At 65.8% G+C, this 13,977-nt stretch carries 12 protein-coding genes; 11 read left to right on the top strand and 1 reads right to left on the bottom strand.

Annotated features, from left to right (window positions below; genetic code table 11):
• From GGR90_RS14685 to GGR90_RS14645, 9 genes are all read left to right on the top strand, one after another.
• Complete coding sequence (locus tag GGR90_RS14685) at window positions 1-726, top strand: class I SAM-dependent methyltransferase (RefSeq protein ID WP_245198715.1); 726 nt, start codon at window positions 1-3, stop codon at window positions 724-726.
• Between the two features lie 166 nt (window positions 727-892).
• Window positions 893-3,214 carry a heavy metal translocating P-type ATPase gene (locus GGR90_RS14680; protein WP_054731766.1) on the top strand — a complete coding sequence of 774 codons (2,322 nt, stop codon included), beginning with the start codon at window positions 893-895 and terminating at the stop codon, window positions 3,212-3,214.
• 53 nt (window positions 3,215-3,267) lie between these two features.
• On the top strand, window positions 3,268-3,726 hold the full coding sequence (locus GGR90_RS14675) for a YybH family protein (protein WP_054731767.1): 459 nt from the start codon (window positions 3,268-3,270) through the stop codon (window positions 3,724-3,726).
• A gap of 129 nt (window positions 3,727-3,855) precedes the next feature.
• Entirely contained in the window at window positions 3,856-4,221 is a 366-nt protein-coding gene (locus GGR90_RS14670) for a hypothetical protein (protein WP_054731768.1), read from the top strand.
• Window positions 4,222-4,283: 62 nt separating this feature from the next.
• Entirely contained in the window at window positions 4,284-4,550 is a 267-nt protein-coding gene (locus GGR90_RS14665; RefSeq protein WP_054734095.1) for a hypothetical protein, read from the top strand.
• 63 nt (window positions 4,551-4,613) lie between these two features.
• Window positions 4,614-5,840, top strand: a complete 1,227-nt coding sequence (locus GGR90_RS14660) for a TolC family protein (RefSeq protein ID WP_054731769.1) — start codon at window positions 4,614-4,616, stop codon at window positions 5,838-5,840.
• Window positions 5,837-7,069, top strand: a complete 1,233-nt coding sequence (locus GGR90_RS14655; RefSeq protein ID WP_054731770.1) for an efflux RND transporter periplasmic adaptor subunit — start codon at window positions 5,837-5,839, stop codon at window positions 7,067-7,069. The genes GGR90_RS14660 and GGR90_RS14655 overlap by 4 nt, the downstream gene beginning before the upstream one ends.
• Window positions 7,066-10,200, top strand: a complete 3,135-nt coding sequence (locus tag GGR90_RS14650; RefSeq protein ID WP_054731771.1) for an efflux RND transporter permease subunit — start codon at window positions 7,066-7,068, stop codon at window positions 10,198-10,200. The genes GGR90_RS14655 and GGR90_RS14650 overlap by 4 nt, the downstream gene beginning before the upstream one ends.
• Window positions 10,197-10,568, top strand: coding sequence for a copper-binding protein (locus GGR90_RS14645; protein ID WP_054731772.1), 372 nt, complete (start codon window positions 10,197-10,199; stop codon window positions 10,566-10,568). Before GGR90_RS14650 ends, GGR90_RS14645 begins: the two co-directional genes overlap by 4 nt.
• A gap of 100 nt (window positions 10,569-10,668) precedes the next feature.
• Here GGR90_RS14645 and GGR90_RS14640 read toward each other — a convergent pair whose 3' ends face one another.
• Window positions 10,669-11,082: a MerR family transcriptional regulator gene (locus tag GGR90_RS14640; protein ID WP_054731773.1), complete on the bottom strand. Its 414-nt coding sequence runs from the start codon at window positions 11,080-11,082 to the stop codon at window positions 10,669-10,671.
• Window positions 11,083-11,187: 105 nt separating this feature from the next.
• On the opposite strand from GGR90_RS14640, the gene GGR90_RS14635 reads away from it, so the two are divergent.
• Window positions 11,188-11,838 (top strand): cation efflux transmembrane domain-containing protein, encoded by a 651-nt coding sequence (locus GGR90_RS14635; RefSeq protein WP_054731774.1) that lies wholly within the window; start codon window positions 11,188-11,190, stop codon window positions 11,836-11,838.
• Between the two features lie 5 nt (window positions 11,839-11,843).
• The gene (locus tag GGR90_RS14630) at window positions 11,844-13,790 is read left to right on the top strand and encodes a cytochrome c/FTR1 family iron permease (RefSeq protein ID WP_054731775.1); all 1,947 of its coding nucleotides are present in this window, start codon (window positions 11,844-11,846) and stop codon (window positions 13,788-13,790) included.
• The last annotated feature ends 187 nt before the right edge of the window (window positions 13,791-13,977 follow it).

Genomic DNA, 13,977 nt, shown 5'->3' with positions numbered 1-13,977 from the left:
TTGCGGCCGCAATCCGGCGGCAAGCCAAAGCGTCGAAAGGAGACGGTCATGCCCGACCCGACACCCGTAGCCAGATCCTATACGCCAGCGGCAGGCTATCACATCCTGACGCCCCTTTATGATTTCGGCGTCGCGGTGACGACGCGTGAGCGCGTGTGGCGCGACCGTCTCGTTCGCTATATGGCGCTCGGCGAGGGTGACGTCATTCTCGATATCGGCTCGGGTACGGGAAATCTCGCGCTGGCGATCGCTCGCCATAGCCGGGACGTCCGCTATCTTGGTTTCGACCCCGACGAGGCCGCGACGCGAATTGCCCGAACGAAGACCGCGCAGATTGTTCCACCGCCGGAGTTTCGAGTTGGCTTTTTCGCGGCTTCGGCGATCGATGACTGGCCCTCGCCTTCCAAGATTGCGATCTGCCTCGTCCTTCATCAGGTCGGGCTTAAGGAAAAGGCACGTCTGCTACGCGAGGCCCGGCAGGTGCTCGCGCCGGGCGGCAAACTCTATGTCGCCGACTATGGGGAACAGCGCGGCCGCCTCATGCGGTTGCTGTTCCGCCTGACGATCCAGCAGCTCGACGGCGTCCAGGACACCCAACCCAACGCCGATGGATTGCTCCCGGTGCTGATGAGAGAGGCAGGCTTCTGCGATGTTCGCGAACTTGAGACGTTCCGCACGCCAACCGGTGCGATCGCGATCATCGAGGCCCGAAAGCCTGGGACCTGACGGTACGGGGCAAAGAAAATCCAAGGGATAACCGCTCTTCTTGCGTATCGATAGAAGCGGCTCCATTCTGGAACCGCCGGGAACGACGCCAGCGGCGAACTCGACCGGTAGCGTTTGGACCGCCCCGCGGCGAGGCGGGCATCCGACACATACGGGAGCGGCGGCGATGCACGATCATCAGGGCGCAGAAAAAGGCAGCGGGAGCACGACCGATCCCGTTTGCGGCATGATGGTCGATCCGGCCACCACACCTCACACCGCGACGCATAGCGGCAAGCATCACTATTTCTGCAGCGCGGACTGCCTCGCCAAATTCGAGGCCGATCCCGATCTTTATGCCGCAAAACGCGAGCCCGCCGCAGCCGATGCACCCGAAGGCGCCATCTGGACCTGCCCGATGCATCCCGAAATCCAGCGCCCCGGCCCTGGAAGCTGCCCGATCTGCGGCATGGCACTCGAGCCCATCATGCCAGCCGCATCGGACGGCCCAAGCGAAGAATATCGCGACATGCGGCGGCGCTTCTGGATCGGACTCCTTCTCGCCCTTCCCGTGGTCGCGCTCGAAATGGGCGGCCATCTGACGGGTCTCCACCAATATGTCGGTCGCCAGACGAGCAACTGGATCCAGATGCTGCTCGCGACCCCCGTCGTTCTATGGGCGGGCTGGCCCTTCTTCGAGCGCGCCTGGCTCTCGGTCCGCAACAAGAGCCTCAACATGTTCACTCTCATTGCGATGGGGACGGGGGTCGCGTGGGGCTACAGCATGATCGCGGCGATCGCCCCGCAAATCTTTCCGGCCGCCTTCCGCGCCGCCGACGGCTCCGTCGCGGTCTATTTCGAGGCCGCCGCGGTCATCACGGTGCTGGTGCTGCTCGGGCAGGTGCTCGAACTCAGGGCGCGCGAGACGACGAGCGGCGCGATCCGTGCGCTTCTGGACCTCACGCCCAAGCTTGCCCGCCGCGTCCGCAGCGATGGAAGCGACGAGGAGGTAGCGCTCGAGGAAGTCGCGGTCGGCGACATGCTGCGCATCCGTCCGGGCGAAAAAGTCCCGGTCGATGGCATCGTCGTAGAAGGCCGCGGCACGGTCGACGAATCGATGGTTACGGGCGAATCGATGCCAGTCACCAAGGAGGCCGGCGCGGCGCTGATCGGCGGAACGATCAACCAGACGGGCGGCCTGCTCATGCGCAGCGAGAAGGTCGGGCGCGACACGATGCTCGCGCGGATCGTACAGATGGTCGCCGATGCGCAGCGCAGCCGCGCGCCGATCCAGCGTCTCGCTGATACCGTTTCGGGCTGGTTCGTGCCCGGCGTCATAGTGGTTGCTATTGTCGCTTTCATCGTCTGGTCGCTTCTCGGCCCCTCGCCCGCCATGGCCTATGGCCTCATCGCCGCCGTCTCGGTGCTCATCATCGCCTGCCCGTGCGCGCTCGGCCTTGCGACGCCGATGTCGATCATGGTCGGCGTGGGGCGCGGCGCCGAAGCCGGCGTGCTGATCAAGAATGCCGAGGCGCTTGAACGGATGGAAAAGGTTGACACGCTCGTCGTCGACAAGACCGGGACGCTGACCGAAGGCCGGCCCTCGGTCGTCGCCATCGAAGTCGCCGACGGCTTCGAAGAGCAGGATCTGCTCCGGATTGCCGCGAGCCTTGAGCGCAGCAGCGAACATCCATTGGCCGCCGCGATCGTCAAGGCGGCCGAAGACCGCGGCCTCGCGCTCGTCGAGCCATCGGGCGTCGACCAGCCGGTCGGCAAGGGCATCGTCGGGGTCGTCGATAAAAAGGCGATCGTCCTCGGCAATGCGAACTTTCTCGAAGAATATGACGTCGATCTGGGCACGCTCACCGAGGCGGCGGACCGGCTTCGCGGAGACGGCGCAACGGCGATCTACATCGCGGTCAACGGCAAGGCGGCCGGCGTCATCGCCATCGCCGATCCAGTCAAGGAGACGACGGGCGCGGCACTCGCGGCGCTGCGCGAAGCCGGAATCAAGGTCATCATGCTCACCGGCGACAATCGCGTCACCGCGGAAGCCATCGCGCGGCGCCTCGGCATCGACGACGTTGAGGCCGATGTCCTCCCCGACCAGAAGAGCGCGGTCGTCCAGCGGCTGCGCGAAGAGGGCCGGATCGTCGCGATGGCCGGCGACGGGGTCAACGACGCCCCCGCGCTCGCCGCCGCCGACGTCGGCATCGCGATGGGCTCGGGAACCGACGTCGCCATCGAAAGCGCGGGTGTGACGCTGCTGCGCGGTGATCTGCTGGGCATCGTGCGCGCGCGGCATCTCAGCCATGCGACGATGGCGAACATCCGTCAGAATCTCTTCTTTGCTTTCGCCTATAATGTCGCCGGGATTCCGGTCGCAGCGGGTGTGCTCTATCCGGTCTTCGGGCTGCTCTTGTCGCCGATCATCGCCGCCGCCGCGATGGCGCTCTCGTCGGTGAGCGTCATCGCCAATTCGCTGCGGCTCCGGTTCGTGAAAATCTGATCGAAGCATCACGGCGGACGGATGCCGCCAGCGTACAGAAAGGGAGAATAGGGATGAGAGGTATCAAACAGGCGATGTTCGGGCTGGCGCTGGTCATCGCGGTTCCCGCCCACGCGGTGCCAACCCCTGATTATCAGGCGGCGACGGCGACGCTGGCGCAATATAAGCAGGCGATCGAGAGCCGCGACCTGTCGGGCGTCGAAGCCTTGTTCGCGCCCGACGCCCAGATCTTCGAGTCGGGCGGTGTCGAAGGAAATTTCGTCCATTATCGCGACCACCACCTCGCGCCCGAGCTCAAGGCGTTCAAGTCCTTCGCCTTCAAGGGCTATAAGGTTTCGGTGCGGGGCGAAGGCGAGGTTGCGATCGCGACCGAGACCTATTCCTACACGATCATACTCGCGAGTGGCGAAACGGTCGAACGCGATGGCGTTGCGACGAGCGTACTCAAATGGACAGACGGCAAATGGCGGATCATCAACCTGCACAGTTCTTCGCGCAAACCGAAGTCCTGATGGTGGCAGGCGGGACAGGGATTATCTGGCCCGGGTGTAACCGCGGCGGGGCTACCCGCGAACAGCTCGGCGGTCCAGGCGCCGCAATTTCAGTTTGACGCCAAGACTGACAAGGAACATGCTTCGACCGTGAAACGCTGGCTTTCTCTGCTGCTGCTCTTCGGAGCTGTGCTGGGCCTTCTGGCCCAGGAAGCTGCGTTCGCGTCGGCGCCGGCAATGCCTATCGCGGACACCGCGATTGCGGCCTCAGCCATGAGTGACGAATGCGCGGAAATGATGGGCATCGAAAAGTCACAGAACAAAGAGCCCTGCCAAGGCCTCACGCTCGACTGCATCGCGAAGATGGGCTGCGCGCTTCCGCCCGCCGTCGTATCGCCGGCCACGCCGATCGAGGCGAAAGCGCATGTCCCGGGCTTGCTAGATCCGCTTCCTGTCCGGCGGCTCGCTGGCAGAACATTCGGTCCCGAACCTGACCCACCCCTAGTCCTCGGCTGAACTGCACGATGCGCGCCGACTGTTTCGGCGTGTTCCCAAGCTTTTCAACCGAGGAATTCGACATGAAACCGATTTTTGCCGTTGCCGCGCTCGCGGCAGCAACGCTTGCCGCTCCCGTTTTCGCACAGGAAGCACCGGGCGGCCATTATGAATGGCAGACCCGCCAGGTGCCGGGACCGAACAAGTCCAATACCAGCTCGCGGGTCCGCGTCTGGGTGAAGGACAAGTCCGCCCAGATGGCCAACTGCGACTGCGACATGATGAAGGCCGATCCGGCCGATTGCATGAAAAAAATGACCGGCAGCCACATGGCGCACCCCGCGGCGTAATATCTCCATCCCCGGCGCCTATGCGCCGGGGATGGCCTCGCCCGATTCAAAAAGGGGGAAATCATGCGCCTTTTCTTTGCGGCAGCCGTGCTTGCGCTGCCCACGGCCCTGCACACCGAACCCATGTCGCTCGATGATGCGCTTCGACTGGCGGAAACGCGAGCGCCCGAATTACAAGCCCGAGAAGCCGGGCTCGATGCCGCCCAATCGGCGGCGATCGCCGCCGACCGGCTGCCAGACCCGAAACTCAATATCGTCCTGCAGGATTTCCCTGTCACCGGTCCCGACGCGGGCCGGCTCAACCGCGACGACTTCACGATGCAGGTCATCGGCATCAGTCAGGATTTCCCGAACCCCGCCAAGCGACGCGCGCGCGCGACGCGCGCGCAGGCCGACATCGGAATCGCCCGCGCCGACGAGGCAGTTACCGCGCAGGACGTCCGGCTCGCGACGGCGCTCGCGTGGGTCGATCTCTTCTATGCCAAGAAGCGGCTGAAGGAACTCGAGATGCTAGACGCCGGTCTTGGGGATCTGCAAGCGACCGTGACCGCGCGGCTCGCGAGTGGTGCGGCACGCCCGGCGCAGGCGCTCGAACCCGAACAGCTTCGCGCGGCGGTCAGCGATCGCCGCAGCGCGCTCGCCGCCGAAATCACCCGGGCAAGGGCGCAGCTTGCGCGATTCACGGGCGATCCGGCCGCCGACACGGCGGGCGACCCGCCGCCGCCGATGGTAAACGAAATCGCGCTGCGCGCCGGCATCGACGCCTTGCCGCGGCTGCGCGCGCTCGATGCGCGCGCGCTTGCGGCTGACGCCGAAACGGGCCTCGCGCGCGCCGACAAGCGTCCCGACTGGAGCGTCAATGCGGCCTATGGGCGGCGCGAACCCAATTATGGCGACCTCGTCACGCTTGGCGTCACGATCGACCTGCCCTTCTTCTCGAAGAAGCGGCAGGACCCGAAGATCGCGGCGCGCGCCAGCGAAGCGACGCGCGCGCGCCTCGACCGCGAAGCGGCGAAGCGCGACATCGCCGCGGCGCTCGACGCCGATCTCGCCGACCATCGCATGCATCACGAGCAGCTTGGCAATGCACGGTCGCGGTTGGTCCCGCTTGCAAAGAAGCGCGCCGAACTTGACCTCGCCAGTTACGCCGCCGGGAAGCTCGACCTCGGAACCGCGCTGCTCTCGACGCTCGCGCTGGCCGAAGCCGAAGTCGATGCGCTCGCGCGCGAAGCCGACGTCGCGCGCGACGCGATCCGGATCAATTATATCTATGGGGAGACAGGGCGATGACCGATGCGACATCAGCGGCGCGGTGGCGCGCCGGGATTTTGGCTGCCGTGCTGATCGCGGGCGGCGGGGGATATTGGCTGGGACAGCGCGGGGACGGTCAGGCGCCGGCCGAAGCCACGGCCGGCGGCCGCAAAATCCTCTATTATTACGACCCGATGTTCCCGAACCAGAAGTTCGACAAGCCCGGCAAGTCGCCCTTCATGGATATGCAGCTCGAGCCCAAATATGCCGATGAAGCGGGTGGTTCTGGCACCGGCCCCGGCATAACGGTCGACCCGGCCGCGCGGCAGAGCCTCGGAATCCGCGTGGTCGCGGCCGAAATGGGCAGCCTCGCCGCGACCTTCAACGTCAATGGCAGTGTCGATTTCAACCAGCGCGATGTCGCGATCGTCCAGGCGCGCTCGGGCGGCTTCGTCGAGCGCGTCTATCGCCTCGCGCCCGGCGACGTCATCGGCGCCGGCACCCCGATCGCCGACCTGCAATTGCCCGAATGGGGCGGTGCGCAGACCGAATATCTGAGCGTCAAGAAGCTCGGACGCCCCGACCTCACCGCGGCGGCGCGGCAGCGGCTGCGGCTGATGGGCATGCCCGAAGGCGTGATAACCGAAGTCGATCGGACGGGGCGCACCGGCGGCCGGATGACTGTCCGCGCGCCGATCGGAGGGGTTGTCCAGGCGCTGAATGCGCGGGCGGGCGTTACGCTCGCCGCTGGGCAGACGCTCGCCGAAATCTCCGGGCTCGGCACCGTCTGGCTCAATGCCGCGCTCCCCGAAGCGCAGGCGGGGCTCGTGCAGGTCGGCCAGCGCGCGACCGCGAAGCTCACCGCCTTTCCGGGCGAGCCATTCGCCGGCAAAGTCGTCGCGATCCTCCCGGCCGCGGCGGCGGACACCAGGACGCTGACCGTGCGCATCGAACTCGCCAACCGCGGCGGACGCCTGCGCCCCGGCATGTTCGCCAGCGTCGCGCTCGGCGGCGATGCCAAGCCGGCGCTGCTGGTGCCGAGCGAAGCAGTGATCCGCACCGGCACGCGCAGCATCGTGATGCTCGAGCGGGGCGATGGCCGGTATCACCCGGCCGAAGTGCTCGCTGGGCGCGAAGGCGGCGGAAAGACCGAGATATTGCGCGGTCTCGCGCCCGGCGAGAAGGTCGTCGCGTCGGGCCAGTTCCTGCTCGATTCCGAGGCGAGCCTGACCGGCCTTGCGGTTCGGCCGCTGGATGCCGCGCAATGATTGCAAAGATCATCCGCGCCTCGGTTGCGGCGCGCGGCCTCGTCGTCGCGGCCGCCCTCATCCTCACCTTGCTCGGCATCGCCGCGGTGCGGACGACACCGGTCGATGCGCTCCCCGACCTGTCGGACGTGCAGGTCATCATCCGCACGACTTATGCGGGCCAGGCGCCGCGGATCGTCGAGGACCAGGTCACCTATCCGATCACGACGACGATGCTCTCGGTGCCCGGCGCGCGCGTCGTGCGCGGCTATAGCTTCGTCGGCGACAGCTTCGTCTATGTGCTGTTCGACGACGGCACCGACCCCTATTGGGCGCGCAGCCGCGTGCTCGAATATCTGAGTCAGGTGCAAAGCCGCCTCCCCGAGGGGGCGCGGGCGAGCCTTGGCCCCGACGCAACGGGCGTCGGCTGGATCTATGAATATGCGCTCGTCGACAAGAGCGGCCGCCACGATCTCGCCGAGCTGCGCAGCCTCCAGGACTGGTTCCTGCGCTTCGAACTCAAGTCGGTCCCCGGCGTCGCCGAGGTCGCGAGCATCGGCGGCATGGTGCGCCAATATCAGATCATCGTCGATCCGCAGAAACTTGCCGCCTTCGGCGTGACGGCGCCGGAGGTGGCGGACGCGCTCAAGCGCGCCAATCAGGAAAGCGGCGGCGGCAGCCTCGAACTCGCCGAGGCCGAATATATCGTCCGCGCGAGCGGCTATCTCAAATCGCTCGACGACTTCCGCGCGGTCCCGATCCGCACGGCCGGCAGCGGGATCCCGGTGACGGTTGGCGACGTCGCGACGGTCCAGATCGGCCCCGACACGCGGCGCGGCATCGCCGAACTCAATGGCGAGGGCGAAGTCGCGGGCGGCGTCATCGTGATGCGCGAAGGCAAGAATGCCCGCGAAGTCATCGACGGCGTGCGCGCCAAGCTCGCCGAGCTCAAGCGCAGCCTGCCACCCGGGGTCGAGATCGTCACCACCTATGACCGCTCGGGACTGATCGACCGCGCGGTCGACAATCTGACCTCGAAGCTCGTCGAGGAGTTCATCATTGTCGGGCTCGTCTGCGCGCTCTTCCTCTGGCACGCGCGCTCGGCGCTGGTGGCCATCCTGACGCTGCCGCTCGGCATCCTCATCGCCTTCATCATCATGCGGCTGCAAGGTCTCAACGCCAACATCCTCTCGCTTGGCGGGATTGCGATCGCGGTCGGCGCGATGGTCGATGCCGCGGTGGTGATGATCGAGAATGCCCACAAGCATCTCGAACATTGGGAGCGCGATCATCCCGGCGAGGAATTGAAGGGCGCCGAGCGCTGGCGCGTGATCACCGACGCCGCCGCCGAAGTCGGGCCGGCGCTCTTCCTCAGCCTCCTCATCATCACCTTCTCTTTCATCCCGATCTTCACGCTCGAGGGCCAGGAAGGGCGGCTCTTCGCGCCGCTCGCCTTCACCAAAACCTATGCGATGGCCGCGGCGGCGATACTCTCGATCACGCTGGTTCCGGTACTGATGGGCTGGCTGATCCGCGGCCGGATTCCCGCCGAACAGGCTAATCCGATCAATCGCTGGCTGACCCACGCCTATCGGCCGGCACTCAACTGGGTGCTGGCCCGCCCCAAAAAGGCGCTCGCGATCGCCGGCGTCGTCTTCGCCACCAGCCTGTGGCCGATGATCCAGATCGGCGGCGAGTTCATGCCGCAGATGCGCGAAGGCGACCTGCTCTACATGCCCTCGGCGCTTCCCGGCATCTCGGCGGCGCGCGCGTCGAGCCTGCTCCAGCAAACCGATCGGCTAATCAAGACGGTGCCCGAGGTCGAGAGCGTGTTCGGCAAGGCAGGGCGCGCCGACACCGCGACCGACCCGGCGCCCCTAGAGATGTTCGAAACGACGATCCGCTTCAAACCGAAAGAGCAATGGCGTCCCGGCATGACCGAGGAAAAGCTGGTCGAGGAACTCGATGCGCGCGTCCGCGTTCCGGGGCTCGCCAATTTCTGGATTCCCCCGATCCGCAACCGCATCGATATGCTCGCGACCGGGATCAAGAGCCCGGTGGGCATCAAGGTCGCGGGATCTGACCTCGCCGAGATTGATCGCACCGCCAAGCGCATCGAAACTGTCGTCAAGACCGTGCCCGGCGTCGCGTCGGCGCTGGCCGAGCGCCTGACCGGCGGCCGCTATATCGATGTCGACATCGATCGCGCCGCGGCGGCGCGCTACGGCCTCAATGTCGCCGACGTCCAGGAGATCGTCGCCGGCGCGATCGGCGGCGAGACGATCGGCCAGACCGTCGAGGGGCTCGCCCGCTATCCGATCAGCGTGCGCTATCCGCGCGAACTGCGCGACAGTATCGGCGAACTGGCCAGCCTTCCGGTCTTGACGCCTTCTCGCCAGCAGATAACGCTCGGCACCGTCGCCAGCGTCAAGGTCAGCGATGGCCCGCCAATGCTGCGCAGCGAAAATGCTCGCCCGGTGACTTTTATCTATGTCGATAGCCGGGGCCGCGACTTGCAGGGCCTGGTGCAGGACATCCAGCGGGCGATCGCGCGCGACGTCAATCTGCCTCCGGGCATCAGCATCTCCTACACCGGGCAGTTCGAGTTTCTCATCCGCGCGACCGAACGAATGAAGATAGTCATACCGGTCACGCTCGCGATCATCTTCGTCCTGCTTTATCTCACCTTCCGCCGCTGGGATGAGGCGTTGCTCATCATGGCGACCTTGCCCTTCGCGCTCACCGGGGGGCTCTGGCTGCTCTATCTGCTCGGCTACAACCAGTCGGTCGCAAGCGCGGTCGGGTTCATAGCGCTCGCGGGCGTCGCCGCCGAGTTCGGGGTCGTTATGCTCATCTATCTCAAGCATGCGCTCGCCGATCGCAGCGACGGCGACATATTGGCCGCGGTTCGCGAAGGCGCGCTGCTGCGTGTCCGGCCGAAGGCGATGACCGTCGCGGTCATCCTCGCCAGCCTTTTCCCGATCCTGGTCGGAACCGGCACCGGCTCGGAGGTGATGAGCCGTATCGCGGCGCCGATGATCGGCGGCATGCTGACCGCGCCGCTTTTGTCGATGCTCATCATTCCCGCCGCCTATCTGCTCATGCGGCGGCGCGCGGCACATCCCGTTCAACCAGAAGGAGAAAAGACATGAAGGCATCCATTGGTATCGCACTGAGTCTTGCGCTCAGCGTGGCACTTGCCGGCTGCGGCAAGCAAAGTGAGGCGCCCAAAGCCGACGAAAAGGCCGCTGCAGCGGCCAATGATGCCGGGACCATGGCGATGCCGGCTGAAACCAAGCATGGCAAAGGCACAGCAACCGTGACCGCAATCGATACGGCGAAGGGCCAGGTCACGCTCGATCATAGCGCGATCGTCGAACTCGAATGGCCTCCGATGACGATGGGCTTTGCGGCGAAACCGGACCTGCTCAAGGACATCAAGGTCGGCGACAAGGTCGCGTTCGAGCTCGATTGGGATGGCAAGGCTGGAACGATCACCAAGCTCGACAAGGCGCCATAAGAGACTCAGCATCGCGCGCGGAGATTCAGCCGAACACCGCGCGCGATCACTCACGTCCTTGCTCGAACCCAGGCGCGTCAGCGCGGAGCGACCGATCGGATTAGAGCGCGAGCTCGGTTCCGGCGATCGCCTCGATCACCCGGCATTCGGCGACCCGGCCGCCCTCGCAGGAGGTCGCGACATCGGTCAGCGCCGAGCGCAATGTTTCGAGCCGTGCGATGCGAATGCCGATATCGTGAAGATGCTCGCGCGCAATGGCCGCGGCTTCGGCGCAATCGCGATCGGGCTGGTCCGAAAGCGCCAGCAATGACCGAATCTCGGGGATGGAAAAGCCGAGCTGCCGCGCATGGCGAATGAAGGCAAGGCGGCGCAGATCGGCCGTATCATAAGTTCGCCGGCCTGAGGCTGTGCGGAGCGCCTCGGGTAGCAGCCCGATTTCCTCGTAGAAGCGGATGGTATTGACCTTGGTGCCGGTCTGCCGGGCCAGATCGCCGATCGCGAGCCGCTTGGTCATAATTCGCTTGATCCTCCAGTGACTGGAGATTGTATAGGCTGGCCATGTCCGAAGTTGAAGACAGCAAAAAGGGCGCCGAGGCGGCAGCATGGAGATGAAGACGCGATGACGGAAGGGTCTGAAAGCGGGGACGCATGCGGCTGCACGGGCGACCCCGTGCGTGCGGAAAAGGATCCGGCCTATCGCCGCGCCTTGTGGATCGTCGTGCTCCTCAATCTCGGGTTCGGCGCGATCGAGATCGTCGGCGGGTTCATCGCCAACAGCCAGGCGCTCAAGGCGGACTCGCTCGATTTCATCGGCGATGGCACGATCACGCTCGCCGGGCTCGTGGCGATCGGCTGGACCGCACTGGCGCGCACACGCATCGCCGTCGCCCAGGGCCTGTTCCTGCTGACCTTGGGTCTCGGCGTGATCGGCGTCGCGCTGTGGCGCGCGCTGACCGCCGTTCCGCCCGAAGCCGAGTTGATGGGCGCGATCGGCATTGCCGCACTGCTGGTCAATCTGACCTCGGCCGCCGTCCTCTCGCGGTTTCGCGAAGGCGACGCCAACGTCCGCGCAGTATGGCTGTTCAGTCGCAACGACGCGGTCGCCAATGTCGCGGTTATTTTCGCGGCGGGCCTTGTCGCCTGGACTGGCGAGGCCTGGCCCGATCTCGCGGTTGCCGCGATCATCGCTGCGCTCTTCCTCCACTCGGCCTATGAAATCCTCCGCGGCGCGCGCACCGAGCTGCGCGAATTGTCGGCTGCGGCCGGATAGGATCGATGGCGCCCGCTCCCCGCTTTCGCTTTCTGCTGATCCTGCTCGCCGTCATCGCCGGCTTCGCCGCGCAAGCAGCACAGGCCCGCAGCGACGCCGACGAGGTCCAGACCATCTGGCGCCTGCTGGATTATGTCGCCGTCGACTATGCCGGTGCCGTCGCAAATGGCCAGGTGACCAGCCCAGTCGAATATGCCGAGATGACCGAGTTTTCGGCAACGGTTCGCAAGGGTATCGCGGCGCTTCCGGCGACCTCGGCGCGCGCGCGCCTCGCATCCGAAGCGGGGCAGCTCGAAGCGGCCATCGCCTCAAGGTCGGACCCGGCCAAGGTGGCCGGACTTGCGCGCAAGGTCGCGACCGACTTGCTCGCCGCCTACCCCGTGCCCCTTGCGCCTCGCAACGCCCCCGATCCCCGGCGCGGTGCCCAGATATATCTCGAAAATTGCGCCAGTTGTCACGGTACGCGCGGTGACGGCAAAGGGCCTCAGGCGATGGGGCTCGACCCGGCGCCGATCGATTTCACCGATGCCGACCGCGCCCGCAAGCGCAGCCTGTTCGCGCTCTACCAAGTCATAGGACAGGGGCTTGAGGGCACGTCGATGCCCAGTTTTGCTCATTTGTCTTCCGACGACCGTTGGGCGGTGGCAACCTATGCCGGCAGTTTTGCCTTTCAGGATGCCGCGGCCGGCAAGCGCATCTGGGAGCGCGATCCGTCCGCTCGCGGGCAGATGTCCGACCTGCAAGCCTTTACCAGCCTAAGCCCGGAAGCGCTCGGCCGCGGGCTCGGACAGGGGCCTGCCGATGCGGTCACCGCTTATTTGCGCGCCGACCCCAAGGCGCTGAGCGCGGCCACGCCCACGTCGCTCGCCGTGGCGCGGGACAAGCTTGCGCAAAGCCTCGCCGCCTATCGAAACGGAAACCGCGACGAGGCCGAGCGTCTCGCGCTATCCGCCTATCTTGACGGATTCGAGCCGCTCGAGCCGATTTTGACCACCCGCAACGCGGGTCTGATGGCGCACATCGAATCCGCCATGGCCGATTATCGCGTGTCGATCGGTCGCGGCCTGCCGGTCGAGGCCGTGGCAGGCAAGGCGGCGTCGGTCGAAGCACTTTTCGCCGATGCCGAGACCGCGCTGGCTCCCGGTGCCGCCAGCGACGCATCGACCTTCGTCGGAGCATTGACCATCCTCCTGCGCGAAGGGCTCGAAGCCCTGTTGATCGTCGTGGCGATGATCGCGTTTTTGCGAAAGGCCGAACGGCCCGAAGTCCTGCCCTATGTCCATGGCGGCTGGATCGCGGCGCTCGTCGCCGGCGGCGGGACCTGGGCGATCGCGACCTATGCCATTTCGGTCAGCGGTGCGAGCCGCGAACTGACCGAAGGTTTCGGCTCTCTATTTGCGGCGGTGGTTCTGGTCTGGGTCGGCATCTGGATGCATGGCAAGTCGCATGCCGAGAGCTGGCAGCGCTATATTCGCGAGGCGATGGGCAAGGCGCTTTCGCGCCGCTCGGCCTGGTTCCTGTTCGGGCTCGCCTTTCTCGTCGTCTATCGGGAAGTCTTCGAAACCATCCTGTTTTTCGCGGCGCTCGCCACGCAAGGGAGCAGCGGGGCCATCGCGGCTGGAGCGGGAACAGCGCTGGCAATCCTCGCCGTTATCGCGTGGGTGATGCTTCGCTACAGCCGCGTTCTGCCGATCGGGAAATTCTTCGCCTATAGTTCCGCCCTGATCGCGGTCCTAGCGGTCGTTCTCTCCGGCAAGGGAGCAGGCGCCCTGCAGGAAGCCGGACTCCTCGGCATTACACCGCTCGCCCATTTCCCCCGCTTCCCGGCGGTCGGGATTTTTCCTTCGCTCGAACCGTTGCTGCTCCAGCTTCTGGCGCTTGCGATCCTCTGGATCGGCTATCGCTACAACAGCCAGCAGCATCGCCGGATGGAGGTGACGCGGGGCCAATAGCGGAGTGCGCGGCGGCCGCATCATCGCCGGCGCGTCGAGCGTCCGCGCGCGATTGTCCGACGCGGCCCATTGCTTCAGCTTCGCGGCGGGGAGCCAGTCGGAACGAGATTTTCGACTAGGATCCGGTTTCGAAACACCGCCCTCTGCGCGCGGGTACAAGGGGCCCGAAAAACTGGCACGCTTCGTA

The organism is Sphingopyxis italica (genome assembly GCF_011926545.1).
In the GTDB taxonomy this organism is placed as follows: domain Bacteria; phylum Pseudomonadota; class Alphaproteobacteria; order Sphingomonadales; family Sphingomonadaceae; genus Sphingopyxis; species Sphingopyxis italica.
The sequence above is the reverse complement of the archived record's forward strand: the minus strand, read 5'-3'. Positions and strand labels throughout refer to the sequence as shown.